At 68.7% G+C, this 17,769-nt stretch carries 21 protein-coding genes and 1 other RNA gene; 12 read left to right on the forward strand and 10 right to left on the reverse strand.

Annotation, left to right across the window (positions count from 1 at the left end; all coding sequences use genetic code 11):
* Positions 1 to 60 precede the first annotated feature (60 nt).
* Together ACJ4V0_RS18725 and ACJ4V0_RS18730 are read left to right on the forward strand one after the other, a co-directional pair.
* Positions 61 to 1,389 carry a dihydroorotase gene (locus tag ACJ4V0_RS18725; RefSeq protein WP_448301125.1) on the forward strand — a complete coding sequence of 443 codons (1,329 nt, stop codon included), beginning with the start codon at positions 61 to 63 and terminating at the stop codon, positions 1,387 to 1,389.
* Between the two features lie 59 nt (positions 1,390 to 1,448).
* On the forward strand, positions 1,449 to 1,982 hold the full coding sequence (locus ACJ4V0_RS18730; RefSeq protein ID WP_448301126.1) for a class I SAM-dependent methyltransferase: 534 nt from the start codon (positions 1,449 to 1,451) through the stop codon (positions 1,980 to 1,982).
* Here ACJ4V0_RS18730 and ACJ4V0_RS18735 read toward each other — a convergent pair.
* Complete coding sequence (locus tag ACJ4V0_RS18735) at positions 1,967 to 2,755, reverse strand: DUF2336 domain-containing protein (RefSeq protein ID WP_448301127.1); 789 nt, start codon at positions 2,753 to 2,755, stop codon at positions 1,967 to 1,969. The two genes, ACJ4V0_RS18730 and ACJ4V0_RS18735, sit on opposite strands and share 16 nt — an antisense overlap.
* A gap of 212 nt (positions 2,756 to 2,967) precedes the next feature.
* On the opposite strand from ACJ4V0_RS18735, the gene ACJ4V0_RS18740 reads away from it, so the two are divergent.
* Positions 2,968 to 3,465, forward strand: coding sequence for a histidine kinase (locus tag ACJ4V0_RS18740; RefSeq protein ID WP_448301128.1), 498 nt, complete (start codon positions 2,968 to 2,970; stop codon positions 3,463 to 3,465).
* Between the two features lie 4 nt (positions 3,466 to 3,469).
* Here the strand turns inward: ACJ4V0_RS18740 and ACJ4V0_RS18745 are convergent, their stop codons facing one another.
* The 5 genes from ACJ4V0_RS18745 to ACJ4V0_RS18765 all read right to left on the reverse strand — a co-directional run bounded on the left by ACJ4V0_RS18745 (position 3,470) and on the right by ACJ4V0_RS18765 (position 6,082).
* Positions 3,470 to 4,216, reverse strand: a complete 747-nt coding sequence (locus tag ACJ4V0_RS18745) for a hypothetical protein (RefSeq protein ID WP_448301129.1) — start codon at positions 4,214 to 4,216, stop codon at positions 3,470 to 3,472.
* Between the two features lie 26 nt (positions 4,217 to 4,242).
* A complete protein-coding gene (locus ACJ4V0_RS18750) occupies positions 4,243 to 4,560 on the reverse strand; it encodes a hypothetical protein (protein ID WP_448301130.1) in 318 nt (105 codons plus the stop codon).
* Between the two features lie 84 nt (positions 4,561 to 4,644).
* Positions 4,645 to 5,061 carry a TIGR02301 family protein gene (locus ACJ4V0_RS18755; protein WP_448301131.1) on the reverse strand — a complete coding sequence of 139 codons (417 nt, stop codon included), beginning with the start codon at positions 5,059 to 5,061 and terminating at the stop codon, positions 4,645 to 4,647.
* Between the two features lie 60 nt (positions 5,062 to 5,121).
* Complete coding sequence (locus tag ACJ4V0_RS18760) at positions 5,122 to 5,556, reverse strand: NUDIX hydrolase (protein ID WP_448301132.1); 435 nt, start codon at positions 5,554 to 5,556, stop codon at positions 5,122 to 5,124.
* Between the two features lie 16 nt (positions 5,557 to 5,572).
* Positions 5,573 to 6,082: a hypothetical protein gene (locus ACJ4V0_RS18765; protein ID WP_448301133.1), complete on the reverse strand. Its 510-nt coding sequence runs from the start codon at positions 6,080 to 6,082 to the stop codon at positions 5,573 to 5,575.
* Between the two features lie 116 nt (positions 6,083 to 6,198).
* Between ACJ4V0_RS18765 and ACJ4V0_RS18770 the strand changes: the two genes are divergently transcribed.
* The 3 genes from ACJ4V0_RS18770 to ACJ4V0_RS18780 all read left to right on the forward strand — a co-directional run bounded on the left by ACJ4V0_RS18770 (position 6,199) and on the right by ACJ4V0_RS18780 (position 8,926).
* A complete protein-coding gene (locus ACJ4V0_RS18770) occupies positions 6,199 to 6,957 on the forward strand; it encodes an SOS response-associated peptidase (RefSeq protein ID WP_448301134.1) in 759 nt (252 codons plus the stop codon).
* Between the two features lie 186 nt (positions 6,958 to 7,143).
* The gene (locus ACJ4V0_RS18775; RefSeq protein WP_448301135.1) at positions 7,144 to 7,437 is read left to right on the forward strand and encodes a hypothetical protein; all 294 of its coding nucleotides are present in this window, start codon (positions 7,144 to 7,146) and stop codon (positions 7,435 to 7,437) included.
* Between the two features lie 16 nt (positions 7,438 to 7,453).
* Positions 7,454 to 8,926, forward strand: coding sequence for a methyl-accepting chemotaxis protein (locus tag ACJ4V0_RS18780; protein ID WP_448301136.1), 1,473 nt, complete (start codon positions 7,454 to 7,456; stop codon positions 8,924 to 8,926).
* 42 nt (positions 8,927 to 8,968) lie between these two features.
* Here the strand turns inward: ACJ4V0_RS18780 and ACJ4V0_RS18785 are convergent, their stop codons facing one another.
* Positions 8,969 to 10,414 carry an FAD-binding oxidoreductase gene (locus ACJ4V0_RS18785; RefSeq protein WP_448301137.1) on the reverse strand — a complete coding sequence of 482 codons (1,446 nt, stop codon included), beginning with the start codon at positions 10,412 to 10,414 and terminating at the stop codon, positions 8,969 to 8,971.
* 151 nt (positions 10,415 to 10,565) lie between these two features.
* On the opposite strand from ACJ4V0_RS18785, the gene ssrS reads away from it, so the two are divergent.
* The 3 genes from ssrS (at position 10,566) to ACJ4V0_RS18800 (ending at position 12,197) form a co-directional block, all read left to right on the forward strand.
* Positions 10,566 to 10,720, forward strand: a non-coding RNA gene (ssrS, locus tag ACJ4V0_RS18790) — 6S RNA.
* A gap of 101 nt (positions 10,721 to 10,821) precedes the next feature.
* Positions 10,822 to 11,391, forward strand: coding sequence for a 5-formyltetrahydrofolate cyclo-ligase (locus tag ACJ4V0_RS18795; protein WP_448301138.1), 570 nt, complete (start codon positions 10,822 to 10,824; stop codon positions 11,389 to 11,391).
* The gene (locus ACJ4V0_RS18800; RefSeq protein ID WP_448301139.1) at positions 11,391 to 12,197 is read left to right on the forward strand and encodes a TIGR00282 family metallophosphoesterase; all 807 of its coding nucleotides are present in this window, start codon (positions 11,391 to 11,393) and stop codon (positions 12,195 to 12,197) included. The genes ACJ4V0_RS18795 and ACJ4V0_RS18800 overlap by 1 nt, the downstream gene beginning before the upstream one ends.
* On the opposite strand, the gene ACJ4V0_RS18805 is transcribed toward ACJ4V0_RS18800, so the two are convergent.
* Positions 12,194 to 12,481 (reverse strand): hypothetical protein, encoded by a 288-nt coding sequence (locus ACJ4V0_RS18805; protein ID WP_448301140.1) that lies wholly within the window; start codon positions 12,479 to 12,481, stop codon positions 12,194 to 12,196. The two genes, ACJ4V0_RS18800 and ACJ4V0_RS18805, sit on opposite strands and share 4 nt — an antisense overlap.
* A gap of 3 nt (positions 12,482 to 12,484) precedes the next feature.
* Complete coding sequence (locus tag ACJ4V0_RS18810; RefSeq protein ID WP_448301141.1) at positions 12,485 to 13,513, reverse strand: 1-aminocyclopropane-1-carboxylate deaminase; 1,029 nt, start codon at positions 13,511 to 13,513, stop codon at positions 12,485 to 12,487.
* A 153-nt stretch (positions 13,514 to 13,666) separates the two neighbouring features.
* On the opposite strand from ACJ4V0_RS18810, the gene ACJ4V0_RS18815 reads away from it, so the two are divergent.
* The 3 genes from ACJ4V0_RS18815 to ribB all read left to right on the forward strand — a co-directional run bounded on the left by ACJ4V0_RS18815 (position 13,667) and on the right by ribB (position 16,958).
* On the forward strand, positions 13,667 to 14,185 hold the full coding sequence (locus ACJ4V0_RS18815) for an Lrp/AsnC family transcriptional regulator (protein WP_448301142.1): 519 nt from the start codon (positions 13,667 to 13,669) through the stop codon (positions 14,183 to 14,185).
* Between the two features lie 52 nt (positions 14,186 to 14,237).
* A complete protein-coding gene (gene aroC / locus ACJ4V0_RS18820) occupies positions 14,238 to 15,323 on the forward strand; it encodes a chorismate synthase (RefSeq protein WP_448301143.1) in 1,086 nt (361 codons plus the stop codon).
* Between the two features lie 309 nt (positions 15,324 to 15,632).
* Complete coding sequence (ribB, locus tag ACJ4V0_RS18825) at positions 15,633 to 16,958, forward strand: 3,4-dihydroxy-2-butanone-4-phosphate synthase (RefSeq protein ID WP_448301144.1); 1,326 nt, start codon at positions 15,633 to 15,635, stop codon at positions 16,956 to 16,958.
* Positions 16,959 to 16,996: 38 nt separating this feature from the next.
* Here ribB and ACJ4V0_RS18830 read toward each other — a convergent pair whose 3' ends face one another.
* A complete protein-coding gene (locus ACJ4V0_RS18830; protein ID WP_448301145.1) occupies positions 16,997 to 17,767 on the reverse strand; it encodes an enoyl-CoA hydratase-related protein in 771 nt (256 codons plus the stop codon).
* Positions 17,768 to 17,769 lie beyond the last annotated feature (2 nt).

Here is a 17,769-nt window from a genome sequence, read left to right on the forward strand (position 1 = left end):
CTCCGACATAAGCGGGGCCGCGCCGGGGACAAGGCCCGGCATCGCGCCGGGAGCCACGCCATGCCGAACTATGACGTCATCTACAGGAACGGCACGGTGGTCAATCAGGACGGCCGCGCCGTCCGCGACATCGGCGTCACCTCAGGCCGCGTCGCTTTCATCGGCGACCTCGGCCAGGCCTCCGCCGGCGAGCTGGTCGACTGCACCGGCCTCCACATCCTCCCCGGCGTGATCGACAGCCAGGTTCATTTCCGCGAGCCGGGTCCAACGCAGAAGGAAGATCTCGAAACCGGATCCCGCGCGGCGGTGATGGGCGGCGTCACCGCCGTCTTCGAGATGCCGAACACCGATCCGCTGACGACATCCGAGGCGGCGCTGGCCGACAAGGTGAAGCGCGGCACGGACCGCATGCATTGCGACTTCGCCTTCTGGGTCGGTGGCACGCATGAGAACGCGCGAGACGTGGCCGAGTTGGAGCGCCTGCCGGGCGCCGCCGGCATCAAGGTCTTCATGGGCTCGTCCACCGGCTCGCTGCTGGTCGAGGACGACGAGGGCGTTGCCGCGATCCTGCAGAACACCCGCCGTCGGTCCGCCTTCCATTCCGAGGACGAGTTCCGCCTGCGCGAGCGCAAGGGCGAGCGGATCGAGGGCGATCCCCGCTCCCACCCCGTCTGGCGCGACGAAATCGCCGCGCTCACCTGCACCGAGCGGCTCGTCGGGATCGCCAGGCGCTTCAACGCCAAGATCCACGTGCTGCACATCTCGACCGCCGAAGAGATCGACTATCTCCAGCACCACAAGGACCTCGCCACCTGCGAGGCGACGCCGCATCACCTGACCCTCGTCGCACCCGACTGTTACGAGCGGCTCGGCACGCTCGCCCAGATGAACCCGCCGGTGCGGGATGCCCGCGCGCAGGCCGGCATCTGGAAGGGCATCGAACAGGGCATCGTCGACGTGCTCGGCTCCGACCACGCCCCCCACACGCTGGAGGAGAAGGCCAAGGTCTATCCGGCCTCGCCGTCGGGCATGACCGGCGTGCAGACGCTGGTGCCGACCATGCTCGACCATGTGAACGCCGGCAAGCTGACGCTCGAGCGTTTCGTCGACCTCACCAGCGCCGGACCGGCGCGTATCTTCGCCATCGCCGGCAAGGGTCGCATCGCCGCCGGATACGACGCCGACTTCACCGTCGTCGACCTGAAGCGGACAGTGACCATCACCAACGGCTGGATCGCCTCGAAGAGCCAGTGGACGCCCTATGATGGCAAGGAGGTGACCGGCTGGCCGGTCGGCACCGTCATCCGCGGGCGGCGGGTGATGTGGGAGGGGGATCTCGTTGGTCCGGCCGGCGGGTGTCCGGTCAGGTTCCAGGACCAGAAGGCGTGAGCGATACGAACCGCGGCTACGCCGGCGAGGCGGACAGGCTCGCGATCTAGTACGAGAGCGTGACGTTCGAGGCGGTGCATGACGCGATCCTGCACCTGCTGCCGCATGGCGGCCGCGCGCTCGACATCGGCGCCGGCTCAGGCCGCGACGCGGCCGCGCTCAGCCGCCGCGGCTTCTCGGTGGTAGCGGTGGAGCCGACAGCCGAGCTGCGCGCCCATGGCGAGAGGCTGCATGTGGAACGGGCCATCGTCTGGGTGGACGACGGGTTGCCGGACCTCCTCCGCATCCGGGCACGCGGCGAGACATTCGACGCTGTGTTTCTGACCGCCGCCTGGATGCATCTCGATGCCGGTGAACAGTCGCGGGCCATGGCGACGCTAGCGGCTGTCACCGCGCCGGGTGGGCGGGTCTTCATGACCCTTCGCCACGGGCCGGTGCCGGAGGGGCGACGCATGTTCGACGTGTCCGGCGACGAGACCGTTGCGCTCGCAGCGCGCCACGGCCTGTCCCTGCTGCAGCAGTCCATCCGCACCGACATGTTTGCCCGGCCGGGCGTGACCTGGACCGGACTGGCGCTTCAGGCGCCCGGCTGACCGCCGCCGGTCAGGAAGCGCACGCCCACGGTGCGGCCGTCCTGCCAGACCGGCTCGCAGGCGCGGCTCACTGCCGTCCCGGCGATGTTCAGGTGCAGGCGGCCGGACAGGCGCGCGGGCGCGTCCAGCGTCAACTGGGCGCCCGTCCGCGAAATGTCGACCAGTTTGCAGGACATCTCCGCGCCACCGTCCTCGCTGGTCAGACGGGCCGGATAGCTGATGGGCTTGCGCGGCGCCTTCCGCAGTTCCTGGTTCCGCATCCTTTCGCGCTGCGCCAGAACGGCGCGGCCGTTCGGCGAGAGTTGCGCGCCCTCATTGCGCGCCAGAGCCCGCATCACGGCCTTGTTGCCATTGGCTGCAAGTGAGTCCGCCACCGCCGGTTCGATCGTCCGGCGCCGGCTGATGGCCAGCATGTGCGACGGGCCGCGGTTCGCGACGATGTGCAGCAGCGCATCCTGATCGAGGCAGGGCGAACGCGTCAGGACAGGCGCCGCGACGTCGATCCAGTCGTCGTTGGCGAGGGCTTCGATCACGCGTCGCGGAGCCTTCGGCTCGTCGGCGATGGTCTCCGCGATGCCGATGCGGTCCTTCGGCCCGACATCCGCGACGAGGCGCGCAATGATCTGGTCGACCGTTCCGGCCTGTTCTTCGTTATAAACGTCGGCGTTCTGCACGAACTCACCGATCAGCCGGGTGACCTTGTCGACCAGGCCCGCCTGCGCATGGTGGGTGACCAGTTCGTCGATGACGTTGGCGACGTTGCCGGTTTCCATCACAGCTCCTCATCGGGGGATGAACTGATCAGGCTCTCGCCCGCATTCCCAAAGGTAAGCTGGAAGAAATTTCGGTTGTGTTAATGGTCTCACGCATCCTCCGGTATGCGTCTTGTCCTGGAGGATTGCAACGTGCCGTTGCGCTGGATGAGATGACAGAACAGCCCCACACTGCGATGGTAGTGTGTTGCTCTCTCACCCAGGTTCGCCCCATGCGCAAGGTTTCCATCGCCCTCCTCGCCGCCTTGGCTGCGGCCCTCTTCCAGGCGCCGGCCTCGGCCGCCACCTATGATCTCGGCTCGCCGGCGATTGCGCAGGTCACCCTGCCCGATGCCTGGTCGCCGAAGATCACGGAGCGCGGCGCCGAGGCCACGACCGACGACGACGAGATCTATGTCGCTGTGCAACTCGCCGCGATCGAGAGGACCGAAGACGCGGTGAAGCAGGCGCTTGCCTATCTCATCGGGCAGGGCGTGAAGATCAACGTCGCGACCCAGCGCGACAGTGCCGCCCAGATCAACGGCATGGACGCCATCAGCCTCGCCTATTCGGGCAAGGACGAGGACGACGAGGATGTCGAGATCTCGGTGAGCGTCTTCATCGTCAATCCCACGGCCGCCATCGTGCTCACCTACTGGGGCTCGAAGGAGGGCGAGCGGACCTACGCGGCGGAATTGCGCGGCATCCTGCAGAGCCTGACGCGCAAGTAGCGCCTCACTCGCCCGCCAGGAAGAAGTGCACGGTTCCGTCCGGGCCGATGCCGAGCCGCCAGAACACCCAGGACCCGAGCGTGCGCATGTCGCGCACGTCCTGCGCCGTCATCAGTCGGTAGAGGTCGACGCTCTGTCGCGGGCTGAGGTCGTTCAGCGGCACATGGGCGAGATAGGGCCAGACATACATCTCCTGCGGCGTGCCCTTGTTGATGAGGGCGGCCGGCAGCTCGAGGATGTTGAGGAGGATGGCGAGGATCTCGCGTCCCTCGCCGTCGCCCGAAGCCTTCTTCCAGAAGGCGACCGGATCACGCTCGCCGCCGCGGGTGAAGACCGGCATGGTCTCGTTCACCTGGAAGGCGATCCCGAGCCGGGCGATGTCGCCGGACCGTGCGGCGAGAATCAGCCTCTCGCGCATGGAGCCGACGCGCTCGCGCAGTTCCTCGTTGTCGGGCAGGAGTTCGACGGAGACCGGCGGCGTCGCCCGGCGCGCGGGAACCGGTCGCTCCGTTGCCGGGGGAGGCGCGGGCGGCGGCTGCGCCTGCGAGGTCTGGATGGTCCGGGTGGTGGACGGCGCAGGCGTCTCGACGGCGAGCGGTGTCACGTCGCGGATGGCGGTGCGCAGCGGTGTCGCGGCCGTTGGCGCTTCGGTTCTGCGACGCGGCTCGCCGGGCATGATCTGGGCCACCGCGACGCCGAGCACCACGGTGGAGACGATGCCGGCGATGATGGCGATCCTGCGGGGGTCCAATCTTCGCCCTCGAAAGCGCGGGTCGGTCAGTGGGACGAACGGTCCACCGTGAATTCGCCGCCGCGGACGCGTTCGGCCAGCCGCTCGGCGAAAACGGCCGTCGCCTCTTCACCATAGGTGGCGACCATCTCCACGAAGGACGCAAAGATGGCGGCCTGCGCGATGCAGTCCACGTCGAGCCCGTCGAGGCGCGCTTCCGCGAACGCCTCCGAGACATAGCTCATGGCGGCGTGGCGCTGGTCGTCGGCCTCGGCCGCGCGGGCAGCCGTCGCTGGTGAAAAATGCATCTTCGCGTCCACTGCGGGCCGGTTGGTCGACCCTTTCCCATTGGTGAAGCCTAGCATGCCCGTTTCCCGAGGGCACCCGATTCTGACCGGACGGTTAACGCCGGTGAATAAATCTGCTGCGTTCCCGGAAAGACACGCCGCTCAATTGCCGTAGCGGCTGGCAATGTCGGCGACGAGCTTGCGGGCCTCCGCCACATAACGCTGCGTGGCGAGGCGCGCCGCAGGCGTGCAGCCGCGGTGGGCCTGCTCGAAGCCGCCATAGCCGCGGTTGAAGCTCTGCACCAGCCTCTCCCGGCGCTCGCCGCCGGTCGCCTCGGCGTCGAGAAGCGCCTGCATCTCGCGCCGCCATGCACCGTTCTCCGGGCCCTGGCACAGAGTCCTCAGATAGTGCAGGGCGCCCATGATTTCCGAGAGCCGGAGCAGTTGCGGCTCATAGGGGGCCTGCAGGGAGGGCGGCGCGGCGACCGGGGGGGCAGGGGCGCGCGCCGTCTGCGCCGCCAGGGGGGAGGCGGACACGAGCGTCGCCAGCAGCGCAATGCCGAGGACAGGCCTGATCATCGCCGAGATATGAGCGAGCGCGCCGGCGGCTGCAATGGAAAGCTTCCGGGGTGGTTGACGTCAGTCGCCGGCGAGGCGGAAGGCCGCGGCGACGATGTCGACCAGTCCATCCGTGACCGGAAGCTCTGGGACCTCGTCACGGCGCGTCCAGCGGACATCGGCGGCCTCCGGCGAGACGGTGCCCTCGCCGGACCTCCATAGCGCGGCGAAGCAGAGGACGACGAAGTGACGCTCGATCCGTCCCGCATCGTCGCGCAGGATGATGTCGCGCGCACCGCAGAGCCCCACCGGCTGCGCCGTGACGCCAACCTCTTCCATGAGTTCGCGGGCCGCCGCCTCGCCCACCGTCTCGCCGATCTCGACGAGGCCGCCCGGAAGGCTGTAGAGGCCGGCGCCCGGCGGCCTGGCGCGCTGTGCCAGCAGGACGCGCCCGTCGCGGATCACCGCCGTGGAGACGGCGAGGATGGGGCGCGCCGGGTAGGTGCGGTCGGACATGGCGGAAAGCGCCGGTTCAGCGGGTCATCAGGGCGTCGATCGTGTCCTGCGTCGAGGCGCCATCGCCGTCCTCGTCGTCCTGGACAACGGCGTTCATCACGCCGGAGGTGCGCGCGGCGAGATGCTTCAGCCGGTCGCAGGCCTCTTCGGCGATATAGCCCGCCATCGGCGTGCCGGCGTGTTCGCGCAACTGGTCGATGGTGTCGAGCATCACCGCGTTCATCTCGTCGACCAGGGCGAGAAAGCGGCGCCGCGCGCCGACCGGCGCCTGCTCGAAAGCGGCGATCGCAAGCTCCTTGTCGCGGTAGTGCGACCGGTGGAAATGCGCCTCGTAGGTGGCAGGCTGCCAGGTGAGGACGTCGTCGATGCAGTCCGGCATGGAGGGCACCAGCTCAAGCAGCATGATGACCTCGTTGAAATGGTTGAGGTAGTCGGTGGCGAGCCGGGTCTCGGGATGGATATTGGCCGCGCGCAGGCGTTCCGGCGTCAGCGCGATACTGGCTTCCTGACGAACGACATCGAGCATGGAATGTGGCAGCCCCCGACTTCTGTCACACTGAGCCATGCCCGTGGTGAAGGAAGGCTTAAGTCGCGCCAGCCGCCGCCACGAACCTGCGACACGGCCGGCGGAACGAGGTCATCATGTGTGGGCGCTACGCCATCAAGACGATCCCCGAGGTGATGCAGGCCGCCTTCGGCTACGAGGACCGGCCGAACTTTCCCCCGCGCTACAACATCGCGCCGACGCAGCCCGTGCCGGTGGTGACGATCGACCAGGGCAGGCGCCGCTTCGTGCTGATGCGCTGGGGATTCATCCCGGGCTGGGTCAAGGACCCGAAGGATTTTCCCCTCGTGTTCAACATCCGCACCGAGGGCGCCCGCGAGAAGCCCTCCTTCCGCGTGGCCTTCATCCGCCGTCGCGCATTGATGCCGGCCGATGCCTTCTACGAGTGGAAGACGGAGGGCAAGGTGAAGACGCCCTTCATGGCGCGGCGGCCCGATGGCGGCCTCTTCGCCTTTCCCGCGCTGTGGGAGACCTGGATGTCGCCCGACGGCGCGGAGGTCGACACCGTGGCGCTGATCACCGGTCCGGCAGCGCCGCCCCTGTCGGCGATCCATCACCGCACGCCGGTGGTGCTGGATCCGGCCAACTGGAACGAATGGCTCGATCCCTCAACGCCCACCGAGCGCGCGGAGGCCCTGCTGTCACCGCCGCTTCAGGTAGAGATGGAACTGGTTCAGGTGTCTGCAGCCGTGAACCGCGTGTCGAACGACGGACCCGAGGTCCAGGCGCCGGCAGACCCGGGCGCTGCACCTGCGGCCGTTCCGCGATCGCCGGCGGGCCGCTCGACCCGCGGCTCCTCTGGCGGGCCAGGCGGGCAGGGGAGCCTGTTCGACTGAGCCTCCCTGACCGGGTCTTGTTCCGGCGCGACGGTCTGTCCGTCGGTCGCAGGTGACGCGCCGGCATCCTTAAGGAAATCACAACAAGTCACGGGCAATTATCCGGAGCTCGTCCCCGGACTATCCCGTCCGGGCGGCCCCGCCCCGGGTTCTCCCATGCCACCGCGACCGGCGCCTCGCACCCGCTTGCTGCTCCCTCTGATCGTCTTCGCCTGCCTCGTCGTGCCCGCTCTCGTTGCGGCGACCCCGCGGCCGGGTCGGCCCGTCGCGGTCATCGCCTGGTCGGCGGAGGTCGGGGGCGCTGCCGCCATCGCCGCGCGGGCCGAGGGAGAACTGCGCGCGGCAAGCCGCGGCAACCGCATCGTCATCGCCTCCTCGACGGCCCCCGACTTCGTGGCGAGGCTCTACGGCGCCGGTGCGCTTCTCGTGGTCGATGCCACGATGGCGGCCGCCTGCCTTTCGCCCTTCGTCTCGCTGTGAAAAGGGACTTCATTTCATGAGCCTCGCCTCGTCCTCCTCCACACTCGACCGGCTGCGCGCGACCGTCGCGCCCGTCATGCAGGGCGCGCTCGCCGCGCTGGCCCTGCTCATCGTCGGTCTGGCGCTGATGCGCGGCACCGGCGGCATGGTCGTTACCCTTGCCGGCACCGTCATCGTCGCCGCGCTCGGCCTGCTCGCGATCGGCAAGGGCCGGACCGACGTCACCGCACGCGTCGGATCATCGGTGACAGCCGCGGCGCTGGTCGCCTTCCTCACCTTCGCGCTTGAGCGCTCGGTCTATCAGATCGACATGCACATGGCCTTCTTCGCCGGCCTCGCCGTCGTCGCGCTGTGGTGCTGCTGGCGCTCGGTCGCCGCCTACACGGTAGTCGTCGCCGTCCACCATCTCGGCCTTAACATGCTCTATCCGCTGGCCGTGTTCCCCGAGGGCGGGGATTTCGGACGTGTCGTCATTCATGCCGTCATCCTGGTGGCGCAGGCCGTGGCGCTCGCCTGGCTCTGCGATCGACTTGCCTCGGCCTTCGCCGTCTCAGATGCCGCGATCGCGGAGGCCAATCTCGCCACCGAGCGGATGGAAGCCGCAGCCTCCAGCGAACGCGCGCTCACCGCAGCCCAGACCGAGCGGCAGGCCCGTCTCGAAGCCGCCATCGGTGACTTCAAGGGGCACGTCGCCGGTGTCCTCGCCGGCGTTCGCAGCGGCATGGCGGCGCTTGGCGATGCCTCCGGGACTGTTCGCGAGGCCGCCCATGGCACGGTCGCGATGACCGAGCGCGCCGCCCATTCCTCGCAGGCTGCCGTGACCAATATCGGAGCGGTCGCCACAGCCACCGACCAGCTCAGCGCTTCGGTCGGCGAACTCGCCCAGAAGGTCGGAGAAACCGCGTCCGTGGTGCGTGAACTCGCCGGCGAGGCGACCCAGGCCAATGACAACATCTCCGAACTGTCGGGGGCCGCCGAGAAGATCGGCGCCGTCGTCGCCCTGATCCAGTCCATCGCCGAGCAGACCAACCTCCTCGCCCTCAACGCCACCATCGAGGCGGCACGTGCGGGCGATGCCGGCAAGGGCTTCGCTGTCGTCGCCTCCGAGGTGAAGTCGCTCGCCGTCCAGACCTCCAAGGCCACCGAGGAGATCGCCCAGCAGATCTCTTCCGTCCAACAACTGACCAAGGGCGCTGTCGGCGCCATCGAGGGCATCTCCAGCCGCATGGGCCAGATCGATCACAATGCGGCGGCGCTCGCCGCCGGCATCGAGGAGCAGTCGGCTGCCGTGCAGGAGATCAACCGCAGCATCGGCGAGATGCGCGATCTGACCGATCGGATCGAGGCGGCGGTCGGCGACATCGCGGCCAAGGCCGGCGCCAGCGCCGCGTCGTCGGAGACGATGGGCCAGACCACCGCGAGCGTCGAGCAGTCGGCCGCAGGTCTCGGCGCCGCCGTCGAGGACTTCCTCGGCAAGGTCGCCGCCTGACGCGTCCGATCGGCAAGGTGCCGCCGGCTTTGGCCGGCGGCGCTAGAGAACCTTGCCGGGGTTCAGCAGCCCCTTGGGGTCGAGCACGGCCTTCACCTGCCGCATGATGTCCATGGCGACCGGGTCCTTCACCCCCGGAAGCAGGTCACGCTTCATCCGGCCGATGCCGTGTTCCGCCGAGATCGACCCGCCATAGGTGCCGACGATGTCGTGAACGATGGTCTGCACCGCATCCCAGTGCTCAAGGAAGGCCGCCCTGTCCATCCTGACGGGCTGGCTGACGTTGAAGTGGATGTTGCCGTCGCCGAGGTGGCCGAAGGGCACGGGCCGGCAGTCCGGCATGTAGGCGAGGCACGCCGCCACCGCCTCGGCGATGAAGGCGGGGACGGCGGCGACGGGCACGGAGACGTCGTGCTTGATCGAGCCGCCTTCCAGCTTCTGCACCTCGCTCATGCCCTCGCGCAGGCGCCAGAAGGTGTTGCGCTGGTCGATGGAGTCGGCGAGCGCCGCGTCGGTCACGGTGCCCTCCTCGAAACCGGTCGCGAGGATCTCCTCCAGCGTCTCGCGCAGGCCCGCGGCTGAGGCGGTGGACAGTTCCACGAGGCAGTACCAGGGCGAGGGCTCGGCCAGCGGATCGCGCGCGCCCGCGAGGTGCCGCAGCACGAACTCGAACAGGTTGCGCGGCATCAGTTCGAAGCCGGTCACGGAGGGGCCGGCTCGCTCCTGCGCGGCGTTGAGCAGGGCAAGGCCCGCTTCCGGCGATGGCACGGCGACCCAGGCGGCCTCGACCGACCGCGGCGCCGGGGCGAGCTTCAGCACGGCGGCGGTGATGATGCCGAGCGTACCTTCGGCGCCGATGAACAGGTGCTTCAGGTCGTAGCCGGTATTGTCCTTCTTCAGCGTTCTGAGGCCATGCCAGATGCGGCCGTCGGCCAGCACCACCTCTAGCCCGAGGACGAGATCGCGCGCCATGCCATAGGCGACGGCCTGCGTGCCGCCCGCATTGGTCGAGAGGTTGCCGCCGATGGTGCAGGAGCCCTTCGAGCCGATGTTGAGCGGGAACAGGCGGCCGACCCCGGCGGCCGCGTCCTGCGCCTGCTGGAGGGTGACGCCGGCATCGACCGTCATGGTGTTGCCGGCGGGGTCGATGGCGCGGATCGCCGTCATGCGGTTGAGCGAGAGGACGATCTCCGCACCCGTCTCGTGCGGCACATGGCCGCCGACGAGCCCCGTCGCGCCGCCCTGAGGCACCACGGGCGTGGCGGTCTCGTGGGCGAGCGCCATGACCGCGGCGACCTCGTCCGTCGAGCCCGGGCGCACCACCAGCGGCGTGCGGCCATGGTAGAGACCGCGGTCGTCGCGCAGATAGGGCGCCTGGTCATCGGGATCGGTGATGGCGTAGCGCTCGCCGACGATGGCCGCAAACCGGGCGATCAGGGCCTCGGGCAGCGGCGGGGCGAGGGCGGTGACGGGCTTCGGCAGCGGCATGGGTGTTCCGGCAAGCGGTTCTTCGGGGTTTGGACCCTATTGGGGGGCAGGTGTGGCGAGCGTCAACCGGCGAGGCGGGATGGCAGCGGTGAATTCGTCGCGATCACCGCGACGGCCCTTTCGCCGGCACGGCATCCGCCCTATCTTGGGGTTGGAGCTGCGACGCGCGTCAGGGCACAAATTCCCCGGGGCCTTATCGATCTCACGGGAGCTGTTCCTGCCCTTGTCCGTGGACTTGGGCACACGGCGCCCACCTACTTAGGTAGGTTCCCGGGATCGCTTGTCCGACGGCCGAGCGGCTCCACTTCTCCTCTCCCATTGGGGTTCTCGCGCAGCTCGCGGCCTGCATCAGGCAAGTGCAACGCCCCCTTGGTGACGCCGGCACGCAGCTCGGCTAAGTGGTCCCCATGACCCCGCTCTCCAAGGCCGCCCTGCGCGACGCCGCGCTCGCCCGCCGCGATGCCCTCGACCCCGCCTTTCGCATCGAGGCGGCCCTGACGCTGGCCGAGACCTTTCCGCTCGACCGCATCGACGTCGCCGGCAAGGTCGTCTCCGGCTTCCTGCCGATCCGGTCGGAGATCGACGTCCGCCCGCTGATGGACCGCCTGCGCCGGGCCGGCGCCCGCCTTGCGCTTCCCGCCTTCCCCGACCGCAAGGAGTCGATGATCTTCCGCGAACTCGTCCGCGGCGCCGACCTCGTGCCCATGGGCTTCGGCACCTACGGCCCCGGCCCGGAGGCCGCGGAGGTCTTCCCCGAGGTGCTGCTGACGCCGCTCGCCGCCTTCGACCGCAACGGCCACCGCATCGGCTACGGCAAGGGCCACTACGACATGGCGCTCGCACGTCTCGACGCCATGGCGCGCCGCATCGCCGTCGGCATCGCCTTCGCGTGCCAGGAGGTTGACGCCGTGCCGCACGAGCCTCATGACCGGAAGCTCGATTTCCTGCTCAACGAGACCGGTTTCAGGGCTTTCTGATGCGCCTCCTCTTTCTCGGCGATGTGGTCGGCAAGTCCGGCCGGACCGCCGTCACCGAAAACCTGCCCGGCCTGATCGCGCAGATGAAGCTCGACTGCGTCGTGATCAACGGCGAGAACGCGGCGCATGGCTTCGGCATCACCGAGGCGATCTACGAGGAACTGCTCGACGCCGGCGCCGACTGCGTCACCCTCGGCAACCACTCCTGGGACCAGCGGGAAGCCCTCGTCTTCATCGACCGCGCGCCGCGCCTCGTCCGCCCCGTCAACTACCCCACCGGCACGCCCGGCCGCGGCGCGGCGCTGATCGAGGCGAAGAACGGCGCGCAGGTGCTGGTGGTCAACGTCATGGGTCGCGTCTTCATGGACGCCATGGACGACCCCTTCGCCGCGGTGGAACGCGAGGTGGAGGCCGCTCCGCTCGGCCGGGTGGCCGATGCCATCGGCGTCGACATCCATGCCGAGGCCACCAGCGAGAAGCAGGTCATGGGCCATGTGCTGGACGGGCGCGTGTCGCTCGTCGTCGGCACCCACACCCATGTGCCGACCGCCGACCACCGCGTCCTGCCGGGCGGCACCGCCTTTCAGACCGATGTCGGCATGTGCGGCGACTATGACGGCGTCATCGGCATGGACAAGGCCGAGCCGCTGCGCCGCATGCGCGAGAAGACGCCGGGCGGCAAGTTCGAGCCGGCCGGAGGTGTGGCGACCCTCTCGGGGATCATCGTCGATATCGGTGCGAACGGCCTCGCAACGGCCGTGACGCCGCTCCGCGTCGGCGGCGTCCTGGCGCCGACGGGCGTCTAGGGAAACAGCAGGGCCGGCCCGTTCGAGGGCGGCTGCTTGAGAGCCAGGGGGCGGATGACGAGCCCCGACGCCACGAGATCGGCGATGTCGGTGCGGAAGGCCTCCCGAAGGCCAACCGCCGGAAAGGCGACCAGCGTGACGTGGACGCCGGTCTCGCCGTCGCTCCCGGCGGCGATCACCGTCGCCGCACCGCCCAGCGCCATGGCGGCGAGGCGGTGCAGCACGGCAGTCTGGAGGCTGGCCGCTCCGCACGGCACCTCCAGGAGAAGCGCCGGCCCCGTCATGGCTCAGCCGTTCCTGAACAGGTAGCTGTAGCCGTTGAGCGCGGGTACGCCGCCGAGATGGGCGTAGAGCACCTTCGAGCCCTTGGGGAAGAAGCCCTTCTTCACCAGATCGATCATGCCCTGCATGGATTTGCCCTCATAGACCGGGTCGGTGAGCATGCCCTCGGTGCGCGCCGACAGGCGGATGGCCTCCACCGTCTCCGGCGAGGCGAGGCCGTATTCGGGATAGGCGTAGTCCTCGTTGAGGACGATGTCGGCGTCGGTGATGGCGCGGCCGAGGCCGACCAGGTCGGCGGTGCGTTCGGCGATGCGCTTGATCTGCGCGCGCGTCTCCTTCGGCGTCGCAGAGGCATCGATGCCGATGACGCGGTCGGCGCGGCCGTCGGCGGCAAATCCCACCACCATGCCGGCCTGTGTGGAACCGGTCACCGAGCAGACCACGATGTAGTCGAAGGCAAAGCCCAGCTCGGCCTCCTGCGCCCTGACCTCCTCGGCGAAGCCGACGAAGCCGAGACCGCCCAGCTTGTGGTCGGAGGCCCCGGCCGGGATCGCATAGGGCTTGCCGCCCTTGGCCTTCACGTCCTCCAGCGCGTTCTCCCAGCTCTGCTTGAACTCGATTCCGAAGCCCTCGTCGACGAGTTCGACATGGGCGCCCATGATGCGGCTCATCTGGATGTTGCCGACGCGATCATAGACGGCGTCGTTCCAGTTGACCCAGCTCTCCTGCACGAGGCGGCACTTCATGCCGAGCTTGGCGGCGGTGGCCGCCACCTGGCGGGTGTGGTTCGACTGGACACCGCCGATGGTGACCAGCGTGTCGCAGTTCTGCTGGATCGCCTCGGGGATCAGATATTCGAGCTTGCGCAGCTTGTTGCCGCCGAAGGCGAGGCCGCTGTTGCAGTCCTCGCGCTTGGCCCAGATCTCGACGTCGCCGCCGAGATGCGCGGAGAGGCGATCGAGCTTTTCCACCGGCGAAGGGCCGAAGGTCAGCTTTTGACGGGGAAATTTGTCGAGTTGCAGCTTGCTGGCCATCGCAGGTCTCCGGCGCTTGTGACATGGCGACGGGCGACCCACCGGTCGTCCGATGGAAGAAAAGCGTGCCACGGCGGGAGGGTCGGCGGGTTGCGAACTTGCACAAGAATTGCTTGTCTGATTGCGCCATTCAGGCCAGGGAGCGCAATCCAGATGAAAAAGCCGGCTGTATCGCGCAATCCAAAGTCGACACCGGCCGTTGCGAACGAGCCCCTCGACCGCATCGACCGGAAGATCCTCAACCGGCTGCAGCGGAACGCCGCAATCCCCAACCAGGATCTGGCCTCTGAGGTCGGCCTGTCGCCGGCACCGACCTCGCGGCGCGTGCGGCGGCTGAAGGACGAGGGCTACATCGCCCGCGAGGTGGCGCTGGTCGATCCGGCGCGGGTCGGGACAACGCTGATCGCCTTCGTCTCGGTCGAACTCGACCGTCAGCGCGAGGACGTGCTGCGGTCCTTCGAGCGGCACATTTCGAGCCAGCCGGAGGTGCAGCAATGCTATTTCGTCACCGGCGAGACCGACTACCTGCTCATCGTGGTGTGCCGCGACATGGACCACTACAACCACTTCGTCCGGCAGGTGCTGGCGCAGGAACACAACATCAAGCGCTTCCGCTCGAGCTTCAACCTGCAGCGGATCAAGTTCGATACGGGAATCTATCTGGAGGAGTGACGGCCGGTCGGTCGGCTTGCCGCGCGCCGCGCGCCCCTGTAATCGGCATCCCATGTCGCACAACACCTTCGGCCACCTGTTCCGCGTAACCACCTTCGGCGAGAGCCATGGGGTAGCGCTCGGCTGCGTGGTGGACGGCTGCCCGCCGCGCATTCCCCTGACCGCCGAGGACATCCAGGCCGATCTCGACCGCCGCAGGCCCGGCACCTCGCGCTTCACCACCCAGCGCCGGGAGGCGGACCAGGTGAAGATCCTCTCCGGTGTGATGACGGACGACGAGGGCGTGCAGGTGACGACGGGAACCCCCATCGCGCTGCTGATCGAGAACACCGACCAGCGCTCGAAGGACTATTCCGACATCAAGGACAAGTTCCGGCCGGGACACGCCGACTTCACCTACGAGGCGAAATACGGCATCCGCGACTATCGCGGCGGCGGGCGCTCCTCGGCGCGGGAGACGGCCGCCCGCGTCGCCGCGGGCGCCATCGCCCGCAAGGTCGTGCCCGGCCTCGTGGTGCGCGGCGCGCTGGTGCAGATGGGACCGCACGCCATCGATCGCGACAGGTGGGACTGGGCGGAGGTCGGCAACAACCCGTTCTTCTGCCCGGACGCGAAGAGGGCGGCCTTCTACGAGACCTATCTCGACGGCATCCGCAAGTCCGGCTCCTCCATCGGTGCGGTGCTGGAGATCGTCGCCGAGGGCGTGCCCGCGGGTCTCGGTGCCCCGATCTATGGCAAGCTCGACGCGGAGATCGCCGGCGCCCTCATGGGCATCAATGCGGTGAAGGGCGTCGAGATCGGTTCGGGCTTCGGCGCGGCGGAGCTGACCGGCGAGGAGAATGCCGACGAGATCCGCATGGGCAATGACGGCAAGCCGCTGTTCCTGTCCAATCATGCCGGCGGCATCCTCGGCGGCATCTCGACCGGCCAGGCCATCGTCGCCCGCTTCGCCGTGAAGCCGACCTCGTCGATCCTCACCCCGCGCCTGACCATCGACAAGTCGGGCGGCGAGACCGACATCCTCACCAAGGGCCGCCACGACCCCTGTGTCGGCATCCGCGCCGTGCCGGTCGGCGAGGCCATGGTCGCCTGCGTGATCGCCGACCACTATCTCCGGAACCGCGGCCAGAACGGGTGAGCCGGAGCGCCCTGCAGGGAGCAAGTGCGTCCTTCGAGGCTCGCCGCCGGACGATGCCGAGGCATCGCCGGGGGCTCGCACCTCAGGATGAGGAAGGTGGAGTCCGGCATCCGGGTGCGGCATAGGTCGGGCTCGCTTCCATTGCCGCGGCCCGTGCAACTCGATGCCCTCCTCATCCTGAGGTGCGAGCGGAGCGAGCCTCGAAGGACGCACTTCATGGATGCAGTCCGTTCACCCCGGCCGAAATGCAGACCTGTGTCCGCAGAATTTCAGTTTGACTGAAATTGCCCTCGCGGCCATCTTGCACCCATGAAACTCGACATCTGGCTCGCCCGCGCCGGCATGACGCGGCTGGCCTTCGCCCGCCAGCTCGGCGTCTCGCCCGCCACCATCACCGCGCTGTGCAATGGCGACGCGCCGTGGATGTCGCGCGAGACGGCCCAGCGCATCGCCGAACTGACGGCGGGTGCCGTGACCCCGAACGACTTTATCGGCCTCAAGGGGCCGCGTGATGAGGAGAGATCCATGCTCGAAGCCGCCGAACGCGTGAAGGCCGCCCTCGATGCCTTCGCCAGGGGGCAGATCGTCGTGGTGACCGACGACGACGACCGCGAGAACGAGGGCGATCTCATCGTCGCTGCCTCGCTCTGCACGCCGGAACAGATGGCTTTCATCGTCCGCCATACCTCCGGCATCGTCTGCACGCCGCTGACCCTGCAGGAGGCGCAGCGCCTGCGCCTCGACCCGATGGTCTCGTCCAACGACTCGCCGCACGGCACCGCCTTCACCGTTTCGGTGGACTACCGTCACGGCACGACCACCGGCATCTCCGCCGATGACCGCACCGCCACGGTCCGTGCGCTGGCCAATCCCAATGTCGGAGCGGTGGACTTCGTCCGCCCCGGCCACATCTTCCCGCTGATCGCCAAGGATGGCGGCGTTCTCATGCGCTCCGGCCATACGGAGGCCGCGGTCGATCTCTGCAAGCTCGCCGGGCTGCCGCCGATCGGCGTCATCTGCGAGCTCGTCAATGACGACGGCACGGTGACGCGGGGTCCGCAGGTGACCGCCTTCGCCGAGAAGCACGGCCTCGTCATGGTCTCGGTCGCCGACCTCATCAAATACAGGCAGGCGCGCGACCGACTGGTGGAGCGCGCCGGCGATTTTCCGATCGAAACCCCCTATGGCCCGGCCCGCGGCATCGCCTATCGCACGCCCTACGACCGGGTGGAGCACCTTGCCCTGGTCTTCGGTGACGTGGATGAATCAGGCTCGACCCTCGTGCGCCTGCATCGCGAGACCGTGCTGCGCGACGTCTTCGGCAAGCACCGCTCGACCGATGCGGCGATGAAGCTACTGGCCGAGAAGGGCGGCATCCTCGTCTATCTGCGCGACGGCACGGCCGGGGTGCCGGCCCAGTCGCTGGCGGCAACCGCCCCCGCCGCCGACATCCACGAGAGCCACGGCTCCGCCAAGATGCGTGACGACCAGTGGCGCGAGATCGGCCTCGGCGCGCAGATCCTGCGGGACCTCGGCGCCAACCGCATCAAGCTGCTGGCCTCCAAGACCCGCCACTATGTCGGGCTCGGCGGATTCGGCATCGAGATCGTCTCGACGGAAATGCTGGAGGGCTGAGGGCGCTCCGACAGGGAACCCGGCCGATGCCGGTGCCCTTATTTCCGCGAAATGAAGGCCATGAAGGCCTGCTTCGCCTCGTCGCCCTTCAGAAGCTCGGCGAACAGCGCGCCCTCCTCCTCCATGCGGGCGCGGACTTCCTCCGCGCCCTTGCGCAGCAGACGGCGGGAATGGGCGAGCGCGATGGGCGGCTTGGAGGCGAGCTTGGTCGCCACCGCCAGAGCCTTCGCCTCGATCTCCTCCGCCGGCAGCACGGCGTTCACCAGTCCCATGGCCTCGGCCTCGGCCGCGCCGAAGGGCTCGGCCAACATGAGATACTCGGTCGCCTTCTTGATGCCGGCGAGGCGCGGGAAGAGCAGCGAGGAGGCCGCCTCCGGCACCAGCCCGAGGTCGACAAAGGGCATGCGGAACATGGCGTTGGGGCTCGCATAGGCGAGGTCCATGTGCAGCATCATGGTGGTGCCGATGCCGATGGCGAGGCCATCGACGGCGGCGATCATCGGCACCTCGACGGTCGCCAGCGCCTTGATGAAGTCGCCGGCCGGCGAGCGGGTCTCGCCGCCGGACGAACGCTGGATGAAGTCGCCGATATCGTTGCCCGAGGTGAAGACGCCCGGCCCGCCGGCGAAGACCACGGCGCGGGTGCCCTCCGCGCCCGCATTCTCGATGACGCCGCGCATGGTGTCGTACATGGCGCCGGTGAGCGCGTTCTTCTTGTCGAAGCGGTTCATGCGCACCAGCACCACGCCCTTGTCGTGACGGGTGATCGTCACGTGGTCGGTGCTTGCCTTCGCGGGGGTGCCGTCCATGG

It is taken from the genome of Phreatobacter aquiterrae (assembly GCF_053471285.1).

Coding starts and splice junctions, on each gene's coding strand:
- ACJ4V0_RS18725 (WP_448301125.1), top strand. CDS start 61: ATGCCGAACTATGACGTCATCTACAGGAACGGCACGGTGGTCAATCAG.
- ACJ4V0_RS18735 (WP_448301127.1), bottom strand. CDS start 2,755: ATGGAAACCGGCAACGTCGCCAACGTCATCGACGAACTGGTCACCCAC.
- ACJ4V0_RS18740 (WP_448301128.1), top strand. CDS start 2,968: ATGCGCAAGGTTTCCATCGCCCTCCTCGCCGCCTTGGCTGCGGCCCTC.
- ACJ4V0_RS18750 (WP_448301130.1), bottom strand. CDS start 4,560: ATGCTAGGCTTCACCAATGGGAAAGGGTCGACCAACCGGCCCGCAGTG.
- ACJ4V0_RS18755 (WP_448301131.1), bottom strand. CDS start 5,061: ATGATCAGGCCTGTCCTCGGCATTGCGCTGCTGGCGACGCTCGTGTCC.
- ACJ4V0_RS18760 (WP_448301132.1), bottom strand. CDS start 5,556: ATGTCCGACCGCACCTACCCGGCGCGCCCCATCCTCGCCGTCTCCACG.
- ACJ4V0_RS18765 (WP_448301133.1), bottom strand. CDS start 6,082: ATGCTCGATGTCGTTCGTCAGGAAGCCAGTATCGCGCTGACGCCGGAA.
- ACJ4V0_RS18770 (WP_448301134.1), top strand. CDS start 6,199: ATGTGTGGGCGCTACGCCATCAAGACGATCCCCGAGGTGATGCAGGCC.
- ACJ4V0_RS18780 (WP_448301136.1), top strand. CDS start 7,454: ATGAGCCTCGCCTCGTCCTCCTCCACACTCGACCGGCTGCGCGCGACC.
- ACJ4V0_RS18785 (WP_448301137.1), bottom strand. CDS start 10,414: ATGCCGCTGCCGAAGCCCGTCACCGCCCTCGCCCCGCCGCTGCCCGAG.
- ACJ4V0_RS18795 (WP_448301138.1), top strand. CDS start 10,822: ATGACCCCGCTCTCCAAGGCCGCCCTGCGCGACGCCGCGCTCGCCCGC.
- ACJ4V0_RS18800 (WP_448301139.1), top strand. CDS start 11,391: ATGCGCCTCCTCTTTCTCGGCGATGTGGTCGGCAAGTCCGGCCGGACC.
- ACJ4V0_RS18805 (WP_448301140.1), bottom strand. CDS start 12,481: ATGACGGGGCCGGCGCTTCTCCTGGAGGTGCCGTGCGGAGCGGCCAGC.
- ACJ4V0_RS18810 (WP_448301141.1), bottom strand. CDS start 13,513: ATGGCCAGCAAGCTGCAACTCGACAAATTTCCCCGTCAAAAGCTGACC.
- ACJ4V0_RS18815 (WP_448301142.1), top strand. CDS start 13,667: ATGAAAAAGCCGGCTGTATCGCGCAATCCAAAGTCGACACCGGCCGTT.
- aroC (WP_448301143.1), top strand. CDS start 14,238: ATGTCGCACAACACCTTCGGCCACCTGTTCCGCGTAACCACCTTCGGC.
- ribB (WP_448301144.1), top strand. CDS start 15,633: ATGAAACTCGACATCTGGCTCGCCCGCGCCGGCATGACGCGGCTGGCC.
- ACJ4V0_RS18830 (WP_448301145.1), bottom strand. CDS start 17,767: ATGGACGGCACCCCCGCGAAGGCAAGCACCGACCACGTGACGATCACC.